Raw genomic sequence first — 19,382 nt, forward strand, 5'->3', positions numbered from 1 at the left:
GCCCTATTAGTCCCATGAGGAGAGTTATAAAACTCGGTTATTTTCCCCGGACTTAAACTGAAGTAGCGACTGCTGATTTTAGCCCAGCATAAACATTTACAACCCACGAAAAGGGGGGTGAAATCACCAAAAATGAAACAACTCGGAACCCATATTGTTGTCGATGCGTGGCAATGCCCCGCTGATATCTTAAACGACCCAGACCGTATCCGTCAAGCCATTCTTGATGCGATCGCTGCTGGAAGTGCCACCCTTATAGATATCTGTGTTCACCAGTTTAGTCCTCACGGTGTAACTGCCACAGCTACCCTAGCCGAGTCGCACATTGCCATTCACACTTGGCCCGAATATGGCTATTTTGCGGCTGATTTATTTTTCTGTGGTTGTGGCGAACCTGACAAAGCAGCAGAAATGCTAAAAACTCGTCTGGAAGCTAAACAAACAAGGGTTCAAGAATTTTGGCGAGGTATGGGTTATCCGGTTCCAGTCCCTGATACAATCTCTGATCATACTTGGAATAAAGTACCCGAAATTGCATCTTCTTCCAAGTTGATGTCTACAGTGTCGTAAATTCCCGATAGGTTGGGTGATACGAAAGCATCATCCAACCTATTCATAATGTCAACTATTTGGCTGCTAACTATCTAGGGTGAGTTGGGTGAGGTTTTGGAATAGCCAATAGTCCTGGTAGTCTAACAGTAGAATATCCAAGGCTTCTGGTAAATCTATCTCTAAATCGCGATTTTGGATATCAACGATCGCCTGATAAATTAACTCAAAGGTGATGCGTTGGTCTCGGTCAAACAGAAGATAGTGGCTATTGTTCCCCTGACAGAACTTTTCCAACTCTATCTTACTAGACTTTCCTGATATCAAATCTTCCCGCGCATCTCGACACAGATTAAAATGAATATCAGGACGATGGCTGACCAATTCGTTTAAGTTTCTCATCCTGTGATAAAAGCGAGTCCCGCTTTGGTGCAGAAAAGCGATCGCAAATTGATGGGTTGCTGTCTTAATCACCAAATGTTCAGGAAGTACCCGTTTCCCCAGTCGCAAAATATCCACATTCAGGGGAGACAAAACCAGCTTTAATGATTCAATAATCATCTTTAACTTCCCGAAATCATCACTTTCGGAAATAATTGCTGGTTGACCATAATTCTCTTCTAGGATACCCCTTTGCTGTCGTAGATAATCTTCTAATTGACTACGCCGAGAAGAGTTAATCGGCGACCTAGCCGCCATACCATTAGGAAAAACCCTGACAATATTTTCCCCGTCGGCTAAATTAAAAGTATCAACTAATTTACTGACAATTATTTTCAGTTCCGCCACCTCTTCTGTCAATTGATGAATTTGCTTTTCCATCATTCCTATCACCCCAGAATTACCCGATTTATCAGGTCGCTGAGGTAAACAAATACCATCAATTTTATAGCGGTAGTAGTCAGCCGCAGCATTGACAACTGAACGAATAGAAGGCGCAGTTAAAATATCAGCAATTTCCTGGGGTTCAAATAATTCATCAATAGTGACATCAGCCACCTGTCCTTTCAAATTGAGTAATTGCTTTAGTTGTTCATTAGATGGCTTATTGAGGATAATTTGACATTGAGAAATTCGGTCAATAATTGAACCATCAAAAACCTGCTGAAATTGTGACCAGCGGTCGGGAAACAGATTTAAGATAATTAAACTATTGGGAACATGGGTAAAGATTTCTTTAACAGCTTCTCCAAAACTTTGTAACAGTCGTTCATTGTGTTTTTGACCCAGACCTTCTAACTGGTCAAAAATAATAATTAGGGGTTCATCCAAGAGAGACAGCTTGCTAAAAACCGCCAACGCCGCCAGAGAAATTTCCTCCCGACTGGTATCTTCTCCCCAGCTTTCCAAACCGACCTTCTCTAACTCCTCTGGTGCGACATCATTCATAGCTAACCACTGAGTAATAGTTTGGCGGCGTTTAAAATCGGTATAGCCACAAAACCGAATTATCCCTTTGAGAATTTTCGGCGCATATCCAGCGGAAGAAAACTGATTAATCCACCAATCATAAGCACGTTTTTCTATATGTTGCCAAGATTCTCTTTTTTGGCGAGTGTCGTCTTTTCCCAGGTCGGTAAACAGCTTGAGGTTATCGGTTTTTATCAACTCAATTAACCGTTCATCTTTTTGGGTGGCAGGGGTAGCATAAGCGTCAGTATTTTTAATAATTTGGGCAAAACTATTAGCCAGCAAATATTCAAGCTGTGTATGTGAACTGTGAGGAACTGTTTGAATTAAAGACTCCAGAATGCGGCTATAGGTATGAAATAGAACTGTGTCAGCATTATTAGGTTGCCGAATAAATAAGAGTCTATTCTTAGTTAATAAATCTTGGGCTAATCTCATCATTAGGTGAGTTTTGCCAGAACCAGGTTCTCCAATAACTACGGCTCCTTTACTTTGATGGTTGACATCATTTTTAATATCAGATAGAATGTATTTAAGGCGCTCAAATTCATTGTCAAAAATCGCTCTAAAATCAATATGGCTTTGGAAAGGGGTATCAACCCGGCTAGTGCCAAAGGGGTTGGGTTGATGTTGTAGTCGAGTTTTTAATAATTCGTTAATCATACGTCGATAAAGTTGATAAGTAAATAAGGCATCATGTTTGGCGCGATGGAGGGAATCGCGGTTATTGGTATGGTCATCTGGGCTTAAATTGAGTTGTTGGCTAATAGTGTCTAAGCTATTACTTCCTAATTGTGGAAGATAGCGTTGAGCCAATTCAAAACTGCATTGAAAACTGAGGCGAGGTGGTTGGACACCGACGGCGCGAAATGTATTCCTAAGCACTTCGATATCATGGCGTGCATAGTGACAGATAATGGTTTGAGAACCGGCTATAGCTAAAAATTCATTAACTATGGTTTTCAGGGGTTTACTTTGGTCGATAAGTTGGGGATTTTGACAATATTTTTGGTCAAAGGCTTCATAAATTAAGTTTCCTTGATGATCAACGATCGCCATGGCTTTCAGAATCGGTTGTCCTTCTGTATCAATGACAATAAAGTTAGTCTGGGGTTTCATGGTTGGGGAGACCAATAAGTTAAGTATGTATACTGATGGGTGAGTTAATAACCTGATTTTCCCACAAATCTTGCTCACCAGTAAATTCTGGCGCTATGGGTCAGTAACCGATAATCGGGTGAACTCTCGCAAATGGCGAAAGCATTTTGTGGAAATTCCCAATCAAGATTTACCAGGAAAAACCTGTGTAGCGTGAATCCAGACAGCCGCATCAGGTGGTAACTGTGTTAAGATTTGGTGAGTTGCTGCCAGCTGATCGCACTGAAAAAGTGTAAACTTGGGGAGTGGCGTTAGGACTGTAACCACATAGCGCGATCGCATCTCTGGCTTTCCGGTTAACGATTCTGTCCGTCCTCACATTTAACCTGTGTCATAATGTCAGAACCACTGAAATCCATCGCCCAATACTACCATGAGCGAACCAAATACGATCCCGACACCTTAGCCTCTAAGGGTCAGCAGTTAGACTGGAGTCAACAACCAGAACCCTTCAAAGAATACAAGATTGGCACGGTATTTGACCTGAAACCCTATCTCAAAGAAATATCCGATTCTCCAATCCCCACAGCCAATACAGACCCATGGCAGCGATTATCTAGTCTACTACTGCATACCTATGGCTTAACTGCTAAACTAGCCACAAATAGCGGATTTCACTATTTGCGATCGTCACCCTCAGCCGGGGGACTGTATCCAGCAGAAGTCTATCTAGTTTCTAGGGGAACCCCAGAATTACCACCGGGACTTTATAACTATCAAGCCTTAAATCACTCCCTAGTGCAATTTTGGGATAGCCAAATTTGGCCAGAGTTGAAACAAGCCTGTTTTTGGCATCCATCCCTAGAAAATACCAAACTGGCGATGGTGGTTACTGCTGTATTTTACCGTTCAGCTTGGCGATACCAAGACCGCGCCTATCGGCGTATATTTCTCGATACGGGCCACCTATTGGGTAATTTGGAACTAGCAGGAGCCCTAAATTCCTATCGTCCCCACATGATTGGCGGATTTGCTGATGAAATCCTTAATGACTTACTATACCTAGATTCGGAAACAGAAGCGGCGATCGCTGTGCTGGCTTTGGCTGACTTACTGGAAATTGACCAGAACCTTCCCGAATTCCGAACGGCTTTACCCTCGGCTACCCAAACTGACTACCCGGAAATTCCCGACGGGGAACTACTCCATTATCTCCACCGCGCCAGCCAAATTAAATCGGATACCTCCGGTTCCCAAGGTTGGAAAAAATTAGCACCAGAAGAAGAAGAACCGGAAGATAAATATAATTTCCCCTTCTGTACTAAAGTCTCGGCTGTCACCCCTTCTATTGATTGGGGAAAAGACCTCAAGGGGTTAAATACGGCAATTTTGCGCCGACGCTCAACCCGTCGCTATAGTGGAGGGAATCTCAACCTGGAAGAATTACTGGCTCTACTGGATTTTACCTATCAACACCAGCACTACAGCTATCAGGGTTTAGATGCTGCACCGGACTTTTTTGATTTGAGTCTGATTGAATCTTTTATCGCTGTCTCTGGGGTGAATGGACTAGAGGAGGGGTGTTATTATTATGCCCCGAAAGCACAGGAACTTAGGCAAATCCGCTTTAAAAATTTTCGCCGAGAGTTGCATTATCTATGTTTGGGACAAGATTTGGGACGAGATGCGGCGGCGCTGCTTTTTCATACGGCTGACTTAAACAAGGCGATCGCCAAATATGGCGATCGGGCTTATCGTTATTTACATAGTGATGCTGGTCATCTCGGCCAAAGATTGAACCTCGCCGCCACCCACCTACGTTTAGGTGCTAGTGGTATCGGCGGATTTTTTGATAACCTAGTTAATGAGGTGTTGGGTATCCCCACGGATGAAGCGGTTATTTATATTACTACCCTAGGAAGATTGCGCGGCAACTAAATCCGATAAAGTAGCCAAATTGATGCTACACTGCCAACATAATGGGTTGCTAGTACATTTAAATTGGCAATCATTACAAATACATCTAGGGCTCTAACCGCCTCACTGGCTTCGGTTAGGGTTGTTCCTGGTGGCTGGGAAATGGTTTTGGCAATTAACACTGAGGCGGTTATACCTGACCCCATTAATGCAATCAGGATACCAACCATTCCTAATAATAAGCCGACTCGCAAGAGTCTCACTGTGTCGGATTTTTTGGGTTTGACGGTATTGGGGGATAATAACTGTTTGCCTATGTTAGCATAGCGAAATGATACAACAATGCTAAATGCTCCGATAATTAGTCCGGTAACAGCAAAGGTTACACTGACACCTAGGGCGGGGTTAGTATCATCAGAAATATTTCTACCTGTGGTGGTGAAAACTAATGATAAAATGGCGACAAAGGCAAAAACTACTTGCATGGTCAAACCACACAACCCCGTATTCTGGAGGGTTTTTCCCTTTCGTTGTGACTCGTTGCCAACCGATACACTCATACTATGGTTTGATAAATTGACAGTTGATGATTTTTATTGTAATCAAGCCAGCATTTGTTCGAGTTGATGCTGTTGCCAAAGTCTCCGATATAGTCCCTCTTCCTGTAGTAACTGGTCATGGTTTCCGGTCTGTACTATTGTGCCTTTGTCCATCACCAAAATGCGATCGGCTTTGGCTGTAGCTGACATTTGGTGAGAAATAAATAACACGGTTTGACGCACCGTCCCGCTAGTCAGATTATAGAGAATGTCGGTGGCTGTCTGATTGTCTACACTAGAGAGGGCATCATCTAAAATCAATATAGGAGCATCGCAAAGCAAGGCACGAGCTAGGGCAGTTCGTTGTCGCTGCCCACCGGATAAGGTGATACCCCTTTCCCCGACTATTGTATCATAACCTTTGGGAAAATTGGCAATTTCATCGTGAATTTGAGCAATTTTAGCAACGGCTTCAATTTGCGATCGCAATGCTGAGGGATTACCATAGCAAATATTATTAGCAATAGTGGTACTAAATAGAAAACTCTCCTGGGGAACATAAGCAATTACCTTTCTCAGTTGCGCCAGAGACAGTTGAGTGATATCCTGACCATCAATAAAAAAGCTATCTATATCAATATCCAACAGCCGAGGAATTACATTAGCTAGGGTAGTTTTTCCAGACCCAATAGGACCGACTACCGCGACAGTTTCCCCTGGTAGGATGGTAAAATTGACATGATTGAGAGCGGGAGTTTTGGCGGCGGGGTAAGTATAGGTTAAATCTCTCGCACTCAACCACCCTTTAACTGGAGTCATGAGGGGTATAGGGTGAGGTGAATCTTGAATTTTAGGTTTAATACTGAGGATAGACTCAACCCGGTCAACACTGACTTCTCCCCGCTGATAAGCGGTAATAGTAAAGCCTAATAAAGCGGTGGGAAATACCAGCCTTTCGACATATAATACTAAGGCAACAAAATCCCCGATACTTAAATCACCTTGAGCGATCGCCTCATTCCCGAAAGCCAGCAAAATCAAGAGACTTAAACTGGCTAAACCTCCCAATATTGGAAACAAAAAATTTCGAGTTCTAGCTAACTTTAAATTAGCCGATAATAACCCCTGATTATGTTCTCGAAAAGCCTGCCTTTCGGCTTCTTCCTGAGCATAAATTTTAATCAAAGATATGCCACTCATATCCTCCTGAATTAAATCACTCAAATCCGAGAGTTTTTCCTGCACCTCCATTTGTTGATCTCGAAGTTTACCACTAAAAATCTGCACCAATACTAACATCAACGGATAAACCGAAATCGATAATAGAGTCAACTTAATATTAATAGCCAGCATGACTGGCAAAGTCAAACCATAAGCAAATATGGTATTAATTAAACTAAGGACAGCAAACCCCACCAACCTCCGAATATTATCAACATCAGAGGTTGCTCTATTAATTAAATCCCCGATTCTACTATTAGAAAAATAGGAAGATTCCAGGATAATTAGATGATTAAAAATCTTCTGTTTTAGGTCAAATTCGACCTGTCGCCCCACCCCAAAAATTAAAATTCGGGATGTCATGCGAATCACCCACATAATGGATGCTAGAGCAACAATCAATAAAACCTGCGATCCTACTTCCTGAAACTCTACCGCCTCTTGTAGGTCATCTACACCATTACGAATGAGTAAAGGTATATAAACCCCCACCACATTCACCACCAACAGAGACACCATACCCAAGGCGGATATTTTCCAGTGGGGACGCAGATATCTTCCCAGGGTTTGCAGTCTTGAATAACTCATAATTCAGAAAGTAAAAATTTGCCAATTGAGATAAACTATGAACGCATTGGAAAGGGTTTATAATCTGTCGGAGTAGGCTGATTAACCTCAGACAAACGGGAAGTTATAAACCGATTTAACCAATTTTCCAGATAAGTGCGGTTAGCTTTTTTCTGTTCCGGGTCATCAGTGTTGAGGGGATAGGGTGCTAGTCCTTGAATGGCGGCTGTAGTTACACAAAACATAGACTTTTGAAAACTTTGGCATATTTGCACGCGCAAATCATCCTCTCCTCGGCAACTATTATTATAAATATTGTGGAGATAATCAGGTAAAAAATGGCGCATATCCTGCATTAATTGAGTGGGTGGAATACCGGACCCACCAATGGGTAAGGGGTCAGCGTATAAAGCGCCGTATGTAAATTCTTTTTGTTGGTTGGGGATTTGATGAACTTGAGCGTTATAGGATACAGTACCGGGGAAGGGTGTACCACGGAAAAAAATGGCTTCTACATAGGGAACTGCTGTATCCATTAAAAATGTGAGTCCGGCAGATTTAGGGATGATATCTAATGTTTTATCTCCCAATTTTACCCCATAAGTAATCGGTTGATTGGCGGCGGCAACTAATCCATTTAAGATATGCTGGACTACTGCGGGAATGGATTTAATTTTCCCTTGGTCATAGAGGTCAGAAAGGGAGATAAAAATATCACTCATGACTCGCCAAAATTGCCCTAAGGCGCTATAATAGGCTGACTGTCGCACTTGTTCGGGCAGAAATTCGGGAAACATTCGATGTAGTCCCAGGATTAAACTATTGCCTTTAAATTTCGCTTGAATAGCGGCTTCTGCTAAGTTTTGGAATTGGGATGAATCTAGGTAAGAATCTAACCCGCCTCCCCCATGCCATAACATCCCTCTCATGCAATATTCGGCATATTCATAATTAATGCGATCGTGCCACCAATACTTGAGCAATTTGCGGATATTTAGCTGACCATTGAAGTATTTAAAAAATGGAAAAAATACTAAAAATTGATGGTCAGCAACATAAATAAGGTTGTCAGAGTAGGCATCTAAAACAATGCCATAACTTTTGAGGATGCCAACTACTTCAAGGAGGTTTTGGGGAGAGTCTGGCAATAAGGCATCACCAGCTTCTAAGCGTTCAATATATTTTAACAATGGATGGATTTGATTATTGGTCATAGTAGCTAAATTCACAAGTTTTTATGGTGGTAAATTATGATTAATTTTTAGGCGGTTAATTAAGGTCGATCGCCTTGACATTTGATTCAATTTGAGCTATAATAGGCGGGCGAGACATCAGGGCTGATGTGGTGCTTTCAGTCCAGTTAACTAGGATTTTCGGTTGTATTCCTAGGAAGGTGATAATCACAGCCAAGGCTATAGCTGGAATGCGATCGCGCCATTGTACCCTTGGTAAATTAATGACGGACTCGGATAAGCGACCAAAAAAGGCACGGTTGATCATAATCAGAAAGTAAACAGAAGTTAAACCAGTCCCGACCATGCACAGAAGAGTCTGCACCGGGAACACTTCTATACTGCCTCTAAAGACAATAAATTCTGACACAAATCCGACTAAACCAGGAATGCCAGCACTAGCCATTACTGCCAAAATCATTATACTACCAATTAAAGGTAAACCGCGTTCAGGGTTTAATAAGCCGCGAATCACGTCAATATCTCGACTGCCTGATTTTTTATAAACTACTCCCACTGTTAAAAATAGGAGGGCAGAAATTAAGCCATGACTGACCATTTGCATGACTGAACCGAGTAAACTGAGGGGGGAAGCGGCGGCAAAAGCGAGGATAATATAACCCATGTGGGCGATGGAACTATAGGCGACCATCTTCTTGATGTCTTTTTGTGAAATGGCACAGGAAGCGCCATATAAAACACTAACTACTGCCCAACTGGCGACATAAGGGGCGATCGCATTCCAAGCCTCTGGAAATAAACCGACCCCAAACCTTAGTAAACCATAGGTTCCCAACTTTAATAATACCCCCGCTAATAAAACCGATACAGGGGTTGAGGCTTCCACATGAGCATCGGGTAGCCAAGTATGAAAGGGAACGACGGGGATTTTAATACCAAATCCGATTACGAGTCCCCCCAGTAGAATTAGTTGCGTAGTTAGGGGTAATGCGGACACTCCCAAGGCGGAAGTTCTGAGGGTATCTAAATCAAAATCTGGTGCTTTGGTTAACCAGACTATGCCTAAAAAGGCGGCTAAAATTAACAGACCGGAAACTGCTGTATAAAGGAGAAACTTGGTGGCTGCATAGCCTCGGTTTTTGCCTCCCCAAATGGCGATGAGTAGATACAGGGGAATTAGCTCGACTTCGTAAAAGAGTATAAACAGCAGGAGGTTGGAGGATAAAAAGGTGCCAGCGACTCCGGCAAAGATAATCAACAGCAGGGGATAATATAGGCGGGGTCGAGAAATGTCTAAGTCAGAAGACCAAATAGCGATCGCCACTAATAAGGCATTGATAATGACCAAGGGTAAGGATAAACCATCTACCCCCAGATAGTAATTTAAGCCGAGGGGTTGAATCCAGGTAATATGTTCTACCATCTGTAGATCGGCTACAGTCGGATCAAATAACCTTGCCAAAGTTAGAGACCACACCAATAACCCCCCGGCGGTTAATAGGGAGATTTGACGGGATAATTGGGGGCTTAGGTTTGGCCAGATTACAATCAGGAGGGCAGCTAACAGCGGAATCCAAATTAAAACACTTAGCATCGATTTTTACGGTTAATGTGGTCGGGAAGGGGTCTAAAATTGCCACAGCATTAAAATCAACAACACGGCTATACCAGTGGCTATGGTGAAGACATAAAACTGTGATTGTCCAGAAATACTATATTTAAGTCCTTCACCGCTAAAGAGGGTGGCTAAACCTAAGCCGTTGACAAACCCATCGATAATATAGCGATCGATCCAATAACTGATGGCGGAGATACGATTAACCAAAAATACAACGGTCAGACCATAAAGGCGATCGATATAGAAATCGTAAGCGAGTAAATCCTGTATGGGTTGGTAGGGGAATTTATAGGGTTCTCTCCCCGGCCCGTATACATAAATACTGCTACCTATACCCACCCCTAATACACTTGAGACCAACAACAGGGGTAAAGCTACATGGTTAATTACTTCTTGGACTCCAGAGACGGGCGCTTCTACGAAGGTTCCTGACCAACTCAGTAATAGTTGCCAGCTTTGTAGCATCATCGGCACTAACAGAGTCACAATAGTCATGGAAACCATTGGTAAAGCCATCGGCCACAGGACTTCTGGGGCGCGTCGGGTTTTCGGTTGCGACTGACCAGTAAAGACTAAGCCGAAAACTCTGGTTAATCCTAGGGTGGTGAGGAAGTTCACCAGCAGCAACAAAATCAATAACCAAGGTGGTACAGTCCAGAAACCACTTACCCACCTTCGGAAAGTCCAGAACATCCCTAAAGGTAATCCGGCTACCATTCCTGATGCACCAACAATAAATGCAGTGGTGGTGGCAGGCATTTTAGACCATAATCCCCCCATTTCGGTCATGTCTTGGGTGTTGGTGGTCAAAATTACTGAACCTGCACTCATGAATAACAGACATTTGGCGATCGCATGGGTGAATAGTAACAGCAGGGCTATATCCACATGGCTTTGACCTACGGCTACAAACACTAAACCCAAATAGGCGCTAGTAGAGTGGGAAAGCGCTCGTTTGATATCAATTTGAGCGATCGCCACCAAAGAAGCCCCAATAGCCGTTACTGTTCCCAACACAATTAAAGTGTCCGACACCACCGGAGACAGCGCGACAATTGGTTGTAGTTTAATCAGAACATAGGCCCCCGCCGCCACTACTACCGAATTTCGGAGTAGAGAAGCCGGGTTTGGACCTTCCATAGCTTCATCAAGCCATAGGTGTAGGGGAAATTGGGCGCATTTGCCAATAGGTCCAGAAATTAGGGCTAATCCTAATAAAGTCGCCGTAAGGGGTGGTAAATTGTGGGTTTCCGACCATAGTTCTAAATCCGAGAAGTTTAAACTACCGGCGATCGTGCCGATATAAACCACCCCCATTAACAACAATACATCTCCCACTCGTTTAGTTAAAAACGCATCTCGCGCCGCCGTGACTACCAGGGGTTGAGCATACCAAAAACCCACCAGTAGATAGGTTGAGAGAGTCAGCAATTCCAACAAAATATAACTAAGTAGCAGCGAGTCACTCAAAGCCAAACCACTCACTGCCGCCTCAAAAAAGCCCATCAAACCAAAAAACCGAGCCGTCGCCCAGTCTTTTTCCATGTACCCCAAGGCATAAACCTGAGCCACTAGACTGATACCTGTGACCAGTTCCACGGCTCCTAGGCTTACGGGAGAAACATCTAGGACAAAAGATAAGTCTAATCCCGCAGCTTGTAACCATGCAATGTGAATTTGTTGACCCGGCATTGACCAGATAGATCGGTAAATTACCGCACCGTGGATAAAACCCACTAAAGTCATCAATATATTAAAGTAGGCTGCTGGTCTTGGCCCTGTGCGTCGGACTAACCCCGTTGACCAAGGAAGGGTCAACACTGCCCCCATGAGACCATATATGGGTATCCACCAACTAGCTTGTAGGAGGAACTGAATCATTTAACTTACATAAAGAAATATTAACCCTCAGATTAATATATCAGAATTTCCGTCCTAAACAGAGCTAATCGTCAAATTCATCCCCAATAACCAGCCATTTCTAGTCAAATTACCTAGGGTCTGCCTTTGGGATATAGCACAACTTGTTACAAAAGTCAATATAAATCGGCATTTTTGTCTCCAAATATTAACTTTGTTTAAAAAACCTTAATTTCTATTAACAATCAATAAAAATAATCTCGAACATGAGAAATTATAATCCAGATTAATATTGTCAAAGAAGCCACAATTCTCGTATTCTTATAATTTGAGGGAGGTTGAAAAATTTTTCCGCATACACAAAAAGAATCATTAGTCTTTGTGGTCATGGGACTCAGTTAGCAAGAGATTTGCCCAGTTGAGTTCAGTCTGTCCGTAATTAGGAGTAGTTGTAAGATGTCCATCGCTGTTGGAATGATTGAAACCATAGGCTTTCCGGCTGTTGTAGAAGCAGCCGACTCCATGGTAAAAGCCGCGCGCGTTACTTTAGTCGGATATGAGAAAATTGGCAGCGGTCGTGTGACCGTGATTGTCCGAGGAGATGTCTCCGAGGTACAAGCATCAGTTTCCGCTGGCATTGAGTCAGTCAAACGGGTGAATGGTGGAGAAGTATCATCAACCCACATCATTGCTCGTCCCCATGAAAATCTAGAGTACGTTCTACCAATTCGTTACACCGATGCGGTCGAACAGTTCCGGTCCTACTAGACGTAATGGGGCAAGCGTTAACCCCCTCACCCGATCGCCGAAAAAGTCGTACAGACAAGGCCAATCTTGTCTCTAAGTTCTGAAAACTCCCTCCCTGAAAATTAGGATCAGGGAGTTGATAGCTTGTCTGAGAAGCCATCAGAGCCGAACCGAGTAGAAACCAGTGTTCTGTGCGACATCTAGGCGTGGTAATCAAATCGAGGTTCAGGAGTCAAAACATACTATGGCCATTGCAGTTGGCATGATAGAAACCCTGGGTTTTCCAGCGGTAGTAGAGGCAGCCGATTCCATGGTAAAAGCTGCCCGCGTAACCTTAGTAGGCTACGAAAAAATCGGTAGCGGTCGTGTCACCGTCATTGTTCGCGGAGATGTGTCAGAAGTTCAGGCTTCTGTCTCCGCCGGAACCGAGTCGGTGCGACGGGTAAATGGTGGGTTAGTTCTTTCCACCCATATTATTGCCCGTCCCCATGAAAACCTAGAATATGTCCTACCAATTCGTTACACCGAAGCGGTAGAACAATTCCGTGAAAGCGTCGCCGGGATACGTCCTCTTAACCGTCCGTAGGTTAACTCCAATGACCCCTAGGGGTATGTAGTTCAACCACAGCCAAGCCCGAACCGACTGCATAGTTCGCCCGTAGTAGGTCAATCTACCAATTGACCCCATCTATTTTCCTGCTCAGTCGGGGGGAAAAATGTTCCTGCCGTACAGTTCCTTAACATCAAATTAAGATGCAAATTGCCAGAGTTATTGGCACAGTTGTTAGTACCCAGAAGGAACCCAGTCTCCGAGGTTCCAAGTTTTTGCTATTGCAACTCTTAGATGAACAGGGAGAGCCAACATCAAAATATGAAGTGGCGTGCGACTATGTGGGTGCGGGTTTTAGTGAGTGGGTTCTGGTTAGTCTCGGAAGTGCGGCTCGCCAAATTCCTGGAAGCGAAAATCGACCCAGTGATGCAGCCGTAGTTGCCATTATTGACACCGTTAGCACTGCTAATGGCCAGATTTACAGTCAAAAACAGCAGAACCGTTTAGGTTGAGCAACAGAGCTGGGTTAACCCCAAAGCCTGGTACGGGGAGGTTTGCAAGTATACTCCCGAAGGCGCGAAAATACCGAATAACCAGCCCCTACAGGGATAATTCATCGATTATCCGTACCACCAAAAGTCAACCCTATAAAAAGTTAGTTAGGAGAAATTCAGTTATGGCAGTTAAAGGCCATGCGGCTCCTCCCACACCCTGGTCTAAAAACCTGGCGGAGCCCAAAATTGACCCCACAGCTTACGTTCATTCCTTCTCGAATATCATCGGTGATGTTCGCATCGGCGCTCATGTCCTGGTCGCCCCGGGAACCTCTATCCGCGCTGACGAAGGATTCCCCTTTTATATTGGCGATGAGTCCAATATTCAAGATGGCGTTGTTATTCACGGCTTAGATGAAGGCAAAGTCAAAGGAGATGATGGTCAATCCTACTCCGTTTGGATTGGTAAAAATTCCTCAATCACCCATTTGTCTCTGATTCATGGTCCGGCTTATGTCGGGGACAATTGCTTTATTGGTTTCCGCTCTACTGTATTCAATGCCAGAGTCGGAAATGGTTGTATTGTCATGATGCACGCCCTCATCCAAGATGTGGAAATTCCCCCCGGAAAATATGTTCCCTCGGGAGCAATTATCACTAACCAACAACAAGCCGATCGCTTACCGAGCGTAACAGATACTGATATCAAATTCTCAACCCATGTGGTGGGAGTTAACCAAGCATTAGCAGCAGGTTATCAGTGTTCAGAAAACCTCGCCTGCATCAGTCCCCTACGAAATGAAACTAAGGGAAGCAGCAGTAATGGTGGCCGCGCTAGATCTGGCTCCCATAGCAACCTAGGCGCAAGACCTATTCCCCCAGAAACGGTACAAACCATCAGCCAACTTCTAGCCCAAGGCTATAAAATTGGTACCGAACACGCCGACGCACGTCGCTTCCGCACAGGTTCTTGGCGCAGTTGCGCTCCCATTGACTCCCGCAACACCAGCGAAGTTGTATCAGCCTTAGCCGCCTGTCTGCAAGACCATCAAGGCGAATATGTCCGCCTGTTGGGAATTGATAGCAAAGCCAAGCGCCGGGTACTTGAAGAAATTATCCAACGTCCTGATGGTCCTGTCGCTAGTAAGTCCTCTAACGCTCAGGTCTCCAATGCCACAGCTTCTACAGCCAGCCCCTCCAGAACTACTGCTACTGGTAGTTCCGACTTGGCACAAAAGGTTTCCCAAATCCTGAACCAAGGCTATAAAATTGGCACGGAATACGCCGACGCGCGTCGCTTCCGCACGGGTTCCTGGCGTAGTGGTCCCCAAATTGACAGCTCCAGTGCTTCGGCTGTTCTCAGTCAATTAGATGCCTTCATGAACGAGCATACAGGGGAATATGTCCGCTTAATTGGCATTGACCAAAAAGCTAAACGGCGGGCGGTTGAAGAGATTATCCAACGACCTGACGGTAGGGTTTCTGCTACCCCTAGTCCTAGCGCGGCTTCCCCTGCGCCCTCTAGTCGTTCAGCTCAATCATCCTACTCATCTGCTAATAGTAGTTTGACTTCTGAAACTATTGAGCAAGTTAAAAACCTCCTGGCTCAGGGTTATAAAATTGGCACGGAACACGCTGATAAGCGTCGCTTCCGCACGGGGTCCTGGCGTAGCTGTACCCCCATCGACTCTAATAATCAACGGGAGGTTATGGCAGCCCTAGAAGGCTGTATGCAGGAACATAGCGGTGAGTATGTTCGCTTGATTGGTATTGATGCTCAAGCCAAGCGTCGGGTTCTTGAGGAAATTATCCAACGACCTTAATTAACTCTCTCGAAAATCCCTGTTTACTTTTCAGAGGTTCAAGCCGAATGTGTATGTCGCCACCCCATCACCCGGATTATGCTTACTATGTGAGTGGCGATGTCACCATTGACCCCAGTGTAGCCATCGCCCCAGGAGTGGTGATTACCGCCGCTCCTGATAGCCAAATTGCGATCGCTCCTGGGGTCTGTATTGGTATGGGGACTATTATTCATGCTGATCAGGGTATCCTAGAAATAGATAAGGGTGTCTGTATTGGTACTACTGTACTCATAGTCGGTGCTGGAAAAATTGGGGCTCTGGCTTGTATTGGTTCAGAGTCAACTTTGATTAATTCTGATATCCCATCTCAGCACGTTGTAGCTTCCGGTTCATTAATTGGTGATCAATCTCGTCAGGTCAATTTTTCTGCTACTGAGGTTGATTTCATCCCTCAACCGGAACCGGAACCCCAACCGGAACCGGAACCCCAACCGGAACCGGAACCCCAACCAGAAGCAGAACCCCAACCAGAACCCCAACCGGAACCAGAACCCTCAATTCGTCGTAGTCCGCAGGTCTACGGACAAACTCAAATCAATGAGTTGTTAAAGACTTTGCTCCCCCATAGAAAACCCCCTAATTTTTGAGAGAAACCGGGGTTGATGAACAGGAAAGTCCGCAGATTAATCGGTCGGGATTCTCCATTCTTCTCTCTAGCAGGTAAAATACAGTCATGGATGAACACTTGCAAACCTCATTTCCCCAAAGGCGCAATACTGAGCCAGAATTTAAAGATACTGCTTTGGGGTTAATCTCCACCCGCAGTTTTCCAGCAATAGTCGGCACTGCTGATATGATGCTGAAATCTGCAGGTGTTCACCTGGTTGGGTATGAAAAAATCGGTAGTGGCTACTGTAGCGCTATTGTGCGCGGTCGTATTGCGGATGTCCGTCTAGCTATTGAAACTGGGGTTGATACTGCTAAACAGTTCAATCAGTTTGTTTCTTCCCTAGTCATTGCTAGACCTCTCCCCAACTTAGAGTATGTGCTACCTATTGGGTCTCGTCTCTCCCAATTAGCAGCCAGTGGCGGTCACTCTCGCCTCAGTAATAAAGCCATAGGTTTATTGGAAACGAGGGGATTTCCTGCTATGGTCGGCGCGGCTGATGCTATGCTGAAGGCGGGAGATGTTTATTTCGCTTCCTACGAAATTATTGGGGCGGGATTATGTACTGCTATTATTAGGGGTTCGGTTGCTGATGTAGCAGTGGCTTTAGAAGCGGGAATGTATGAGGCTGAACGCATTGGCGAATTAAATGCAGTGATGGTCATCCCTCGTCCCCTTGATGAACTTGAACAAACTTTACCTCTGGCTAGTTGTTGGATTGAGAAGGTCAAACCTTTACAGTTACCTATTAATGTTAAACAAACTGAAAAAGAAGTGGTAAAACTTCCCGAACTCAAACAATTATCTGTTGATGCTTTACCTTTGGATAATCAAACTTCGGATTCTTCCATGGAGTCCTGGGATTAAAATATTCTTGATTCTTAACCCGCATTCTCAACCCGCCTTGACATGATAATTGACATCAAATTATGATGCTCCTCAAGGTAGAGACTAAAAACTAATTACCCCCCACGGGTGATGATTATATCACTATACAAAAAAAAGAGCAACCCGTTAGGATTGCCCTCAAGAAGAGAGTCTAAAAGCTATTGGTGACTGAAGAGAATTTAGTTAGAAAAATTCTGGCTGCGGTAAGCATCCATGCTGTAAGCAGGAACCCGCTGGCTATAGTCTACTGGTACACCTGTCAACGCCAGAGAAAGACGGTCAAAGGAATCAGAGTTCCAGTTTCTCATGTGAATGGGTTTAGACTGTTCACCACGAAAATAAGCCATAGTTCCAATTACCGAAACAGCCAGCCAACCACTGATAAATAAAGCTGCTAAAATAACCATTTTTTATGCTCCAATAATTGCGTCAGGATTACTACCAAGAAAGTTTCACGAAAGTTAGTGGGAACGTCTTGGGGCAATTCCGTTTGTTAATCTATGTTAACCAATGTAACGTTTTTGTTACAAAGTGTCAAGTTACTTGACAAAATAATTTTTTGTGATATAATCCAATGCCAAAAATATTAGGAACCAGATCAACTCCCCTAAGCTGACCTAAAATCAGCGTCTTCTGATAGAATCAAAAATGCTCAATCAAGGTGCAGGGTAAGGATATAATGCCCAACGCTCATATTATTGGTCTGGGAAAATCAGGAAATGCTACGGCGCGCCTGTTAAAGGTTCAGGGATGGCAGGTAACTGTTAGCGATCGCAACACCTCAGAATCGCTACAGCAACAGTGTCAGACCCTGATTGAGGAAGGAATTACAGTTAATTTGGGGCAGAATTTCGACCCGGACACGGCACCAGATTTGGTAGTGGTTAGTCCGGGGGTTCCCTGGGATTTGCCAGCATTAGAAACGGCCCGCAGTCTAGGTATAGAAACTATCGGGGAAATGGAACTGGCTTGGCGAAATCTCCAGGATATCCCTTGGGTGGGAATTACGGGGACTAACGGTAAAACTACTACAACGGCGCTGATTGCTAAAATATTTGAAGTGGCGGGAAGTGCAGCCCCTGCCTGTGGAAATATTGGTAATGCTGCCTGTGAGTTGGCGCTGCAACAACAACAAAATTCCTCGACACCCTTAGATTGGGTCATTGCTGAAATTAGCAGTTTTCAGATTGAGTCATCATCAACCCTGGCTCCTAAAATCGGTATCTGGACTACTTTTACCCCGGATCATCTTAACCGCCATTACACGCTAGATAATTATTTTCGGATTAAAGGGCGTTTAATGGAACGTTCCCAGGTGCAGGTCTTTAATGGTGATGATGCTTATCTCCGGCGAGCAGCACCGGAACTCTGGCCACAAGCTGTCTGGACTAGCGTTAATGGTGCTGAGGAATTATTGGGCGATCGCGTTATGGGTGTATATATTCAAGAAAACTGGGTCTACCAAAACGGAGAGGCGATCGCACCGGTTGACTCCCTTAAAATGGTGGGAGACCATAATCGCCAAAACCTACTTATGGCTGTAGCGGCAGCCCGAATAGCGGGAATTGACAAGGAAGCAATTGCTCACGCTATTTCTATTTTTCCTGGAGTTCCTCACCGCCTGGAAGAGGTTAGCGCCTGGATGGGAATTCGCTGGATTAATGATAGCAAGGCTACTAATTATGATGCGGCTCAGGTCGGATTGGCGGCAGTTGAGCCACCTGTGATTTTAATTGCTGGTGGAGAAGCTAAAGCTGGTGATGATACCGACTGGATTAATACTATTCATCAAAAAGCTGCTGCGGTTTTATTAATCGGAAGCGCCGCCTCGGCTTTTGCTGAAAGGTTACAGGAAACTCACTATCAAAATGTCGAGATTGTCGAAACTCTCGAAAATGCTATCCCGCGCGCTGCCCAATTGGCTAGTGTGTTGCAAGCTAAGGCTGTTTTGCTCTCCCCGGCCTGTGCTAGTTTTGACCAGTATCGCAGTTTTGAACATCGTGGCGATCGCTTTCGGGAGTTATGTTGGGAATTGATGGGGTAGGGGCGGGTTTATATAGTTACCCGGTGTGTCTTATGGCCTCAGAAGGTGCGTCACATCAGCAAGTTTTTCGTTTTCCTTTCCCAGTGGCTGATCGGATGTGACGCACCCTACGCGCAGCCTGGGGCGGGTGTAGGTAGTTGGCTGGTGAGGTGTGTGGCCGATCGCGCACCCGCCGGCCCCTACAGCACTCTGGGGCGGGTGTAGGTAGTTGGCTT

16 protein-coding genes are annotated in these 19,382 nt (G+C 44.6%); 9 read left to right on the forward strand and 7 right to left on the reverse strand.

Annotated elements, in window-relative coordinates; all coding sequences use genetic code 11:
- The first annotated feature begins 132 nt into the window (after positions 1-132).
- Complete coding sequence (gene speD, locus P5674_RS07330) at positions 133-570, forward strand: adenosylmethionine decarboxylase (RefSeq protein WP_006618776.1); 438 nt, start codon at positions 133-135, stop codon at positions 568-570.
- A gap of 66 nt (positions 571-636) precedes the next feature.
- On the opposite strand, the gene P5674_RS07335 is transcribed toward speD, so the two are convergent.
- Positions 637-3,078, reverse strand: a complete 2,442-nt coding sequence (locus P5674_RS07335; RefSeq protein ID WP_006618777.1) for an exonuclease domain-containing protein — start codon at positions 3,076-3,078, stop codon at positions 637-639.
- Between the two features lie 375 nt (positions 3,079-3,453).
- Between P5674_RS07335 and P5674_RS07340 the strand changes: the two genes are divergently transcribed.
- Positions 3,454-4,995, forward strand: a complete 1,542-nt coding sequence (locus tag P5674_RS07340) for a SagB/ThcOx family dehydrogenase (protein ID WP_006618778.1) — start codon at positions 3,454-3,456, stop codon at positions 4,993-4,995.
- On the opposite strand, the gene P5674_RS07345 is transcribed toward P5674_RS07340, so the two are convergent.
- From P5674_RS07345 to P5674_RS07365, 5 genes are read right to left on the reverse strand one after another with little or no spacing between them, the layout of a single operon-like run.
- A complete protein-coding gene (locus P5674_RS07345) occupies positions 4,992-5,534 on the reverse strand; it encodes a DUF3611 family protein (protein ID WP_014276346.1) in 543 nt (180 codons plus the stop codon). The two genes, P5674_RS07340 and P5674_RS07345, sit on opposite strands and share 4 nt — an antisense overlap.
- A gap of 42 nt (positions 5,535-5,576) precedes the next feature.
- The gene (locus tag P5674_RS07350) at positions 5,577-7,322 is read right to left on the reverse strand and encodes an ABC transporter ATP-binding protein (RefSeq protein ID WP_006618780.1); all 1,746 of its coding nucleotides are present in this window, start codon (positions 7,320-7,322) and stop codon (positions 5,577-5,579) included.
- Between the two features lie 35 nt (positions 7,323-7,357).
- Positions 7,358-8,515: a CO2 hydration protein gene (locus P5674_RS07355; RefSeq protein WP_006618781.1), complete on the reverse strand. Its 1,158-nt coding sequence runs from the start codon at positions 8,513-8,515 to the stop codon at positions 7,358-7,360.
- A 55-nt stretch (positions 8,516-8,570) separates the two neighbouring features.
- Complete coding sequence (locus P5674_RS07360) at positions 8,571-10,088, reverse strand: NADH-quinone oxidoreductase subunit M (protein WP_006618782.1); 1,518 nt, start codon at positions 10,086-10,088, stop codon at positions 8,571-8,573.
- Positions 10,089-10,121: 33 nt separating this feature from the next.
- Complete coding sequence (locus P5674_RS07365; protein ID WP_315669901.1) at positions 10,122-11,993, reverse strand: NAD(P)H-quinone oxidoreductase subunit F; 1,872 nt, start codon at positions 11,991-11,993, stop codon at positions 10,122-10,124.
- Between the two features lie 435 nt (positions 11,994-12,428).
- Between P5674_RS07365 and P5674_RS07370 the strand changes: the two genes are divergently transcribed.
- From P5674_RS07370 to P5674_RS07395, 6 genes are all read left to right on the forward strand, one after another.
- Positions 12,429-12,740, forward strand: coding sequence for a carbon dioxide-concentrating mechanism protein CcmK (locus P5674_RS07370; protein ID WP_006618784.1), 312 nt, complete (start codon positions 12,429-12,431; stop codon positions 12,738-12,740).
- Between the two features lie 223 nt (positions 12,741-12,963).
- Positions 12,964-13,305 carry a carbon dioxide-concentrating mechanism protein CcmK gene (locus P5674_RS07375; protein ID WP_006618785.1) on the forward strand — a complete coding sequence of 114 codons (342 nt, stop codon included), beginning with the start codon at positions 12,964-12,966 and terminating at the stop codon, positions 13,303-13,305.
- Positions 13,306-13,472: 167 nt separating this feature from the next.
- Positions 13,473-13,781, forward strand: a complete 309-nt coding sequence (locus tag P5674_RS07380) for a EutN/CcmL family microcompartment protein (protein WP_006623510.1) — start codon at positions 13,473-13,475, stop codon at positions 13,779-13,781.
- 164 nt (positions 13,782-13,945) lie between these two features.
- The gene (locus tag P5674_RS07385) at positions 13,946-15,586 is read left to right on the forward strand and encodes a ribulose bisphosphate carboxylase small subunit (RefSeq protein WP_006618787.1); all 1,641 of its coding nucleotides are present in this window, start codon (positions 13,946-13,948) and stop codon (positions 15,584-15,586) included.
- A 47-nt stretch (positions 15,587-15,633) separates the two neighbouring features.
- A complete protein-coding gene (locus tag P5674_RS07390; protein ID WP_014276344.1) occupies positions 15,634-16,215 on the forward strand; it encodes a carbon dioxide concentrating mechanism protein CcmN in 582 nt (193 codons plus the stop codon).
- Between the two features lie 86 nt (positions 16,216-16,301).
- Positions 16,302-17,102, forward strand: a complete 801-nt coding sequence (locus P5674_RS07395; protein WP_006618789.1) for a carbon dioxide-concentrating mechanism protein CcmK — start codon at positions 16,302-16,304, stop codon at positions 17,100-17,102.
- 200 nt (positions 17,103-17,302) lie between these two features.
- Here P5674_RS07395 and P5674_RS07400 read toward each other — a convergent pair whose 3' ends face one another.
- Positions 17,303-17,530: a photosystem II protein, Psb35-related gene (locus P5674_RS07400; RefSeq protein WP_006618790.1), complete on the reverse strand. Its 228-nt coding sequence runs from the start codon at positions 17,528-17,530 to the stop codon at positions 17,303-17,305.
- 272 nt (positions 17,531-17,802) lie between these two features.
- Here P5674_RS07400 and murD point away from each other — a divergent pair, with 272 nt between their 5' ends.
- Positions 17,803-19,167 carry a UDP-N-acetylmuramoyl-L-alanine--D-glutamate ligase gene (murD, locus tag P5674_RS07405; protein WP_014276343.1) on the forward strand — a complete coding sequence of 455 codons (1,365 nt, stop codon included), beginning with the start codon at positions 17,803-17,805 and terminating at the stop codon, positions 19,165-19,167.
- The last annotated feature ends 215 nt before the right edge of the window (positions 19,168-19,382 follow it).

This window comes from Limnospira sp. PMC 289.06, from assembly GCF_032350395.1.
Classification (GTDB): Bacteria; Cyanobacteriota; Cyanobacteriia; order Cyanobacteriales; family Microcoleaceae; genus Limnospira; species Limnospira platensis.

Bases quoted from the DNA above. Each gene is read 5' to 3' on its own strand.
- P5674_RS07375 (WP_006618785.1), top strand. From the start codon at position 12,964: ATGGCCATTGCAGTTGGCATGATAGAAACCCTGGGTTTTCCAGCGGTA.
- P5674_RS07340 (WP_006618778.1), top strand. From the start codon at position 3,454: ATGTCAGAACCACTGAAATCCATCGCCCAATACTACCATGAGCGAACC.
- P5674_RS07385 (WP_006618787.1), top strand. From the start codon at position 13,946: ATGGCAGTTAAAGGCCATGCGGCTCCTCCCACACCCTGGTCTAAAAAC.
- P5674_RS07360 (WP_006618782.1), bottom strand. From the start codon at position 10,088: ATGCTAAGTGTTTTAATTTGGATTCCGCTGTTAGCTGCCCTCCTGATT.
- P5674_RS07355 (WP_006618781.1), bottom strand. From the start codon at position 8,515: ATGACCAATAATCAAATCCATCCATTGTTAAAATATATTGAACGCTTA.
- speD (WP_006618776.1), top strand. From the start codon at position 133: ATGAAACAACTCGGAACCCATATTGTTGTCGATGCGTGGCAATGCCCC.
- P5674_RS07380 (WP_006623510.1), top strand. From the start codon at position 13,473: ATGCAAATTGCCAGAGTTATTGGCACAGTTGTTAGTACCCAGAAGGAA.
- murD (WP_014276343.1), top strand. From the start codon at position 17,803: ATGCCCAACGCTCATATTATTGGTCTGGGAAAATCAGGAAATGCTACG.
- P5674_RS07370 (WP_006618784.1), top strand. From the start codon at position 12,429: ATGTCCATCGCTGTTGGAATGATTGAAACCATAGGCTTTCCGGCTGTT.
- P5674_RS07345 (WP_014276346.1), bottom strand. From the start codon at position 5,534: ATGAGTGTATCGGTTGGCAACGAGTCACAACGAAAGGGAAAAACCCTC.
- P5674_RS07350 (WP_006618780.1), bottom strand. From the start codon at position 7,322: ATGAGTTATTCAAGACTGCAAACCCTGGGAAGATATCTGCGTCCCCAC.
- P5674_RS07395 (WP_006618789.1), top strand. From the start codon at position 16,302: ATGGATGAACACTTGCAAACCTCATTTCCCCAAAGGCGCAATACTGAG.
- P5674_RS07365 (WP_315669901.1), bottom strand. From the start codon at position 11,993: ATGATTCAGTTCCTCCTACAAGCTAGTTGGTGGATACCCATATATGGT.
- P5674_RS07390 (WP_014276344.1), top strand. From the start codon at position 15,634: ATGTGTATGTCGCCACCCCATCACCCGGATTATGCTTACTATGTGAGT.
- P5674_RS07400 (WP_006618790.1), bottom strand. From the start codon at position 17,530: ATGGTTATTTTAGCAGCTTTATTTATCAGTGGTTGGCTGGCTGTTTCG.
- P5674_RS07335 (WP_006618777.1), bottom strand. From the start codon at position 3,078: ATGAAACCCCAGACTAACTTTATTGTCATTGATACAGAAGGACAACCG.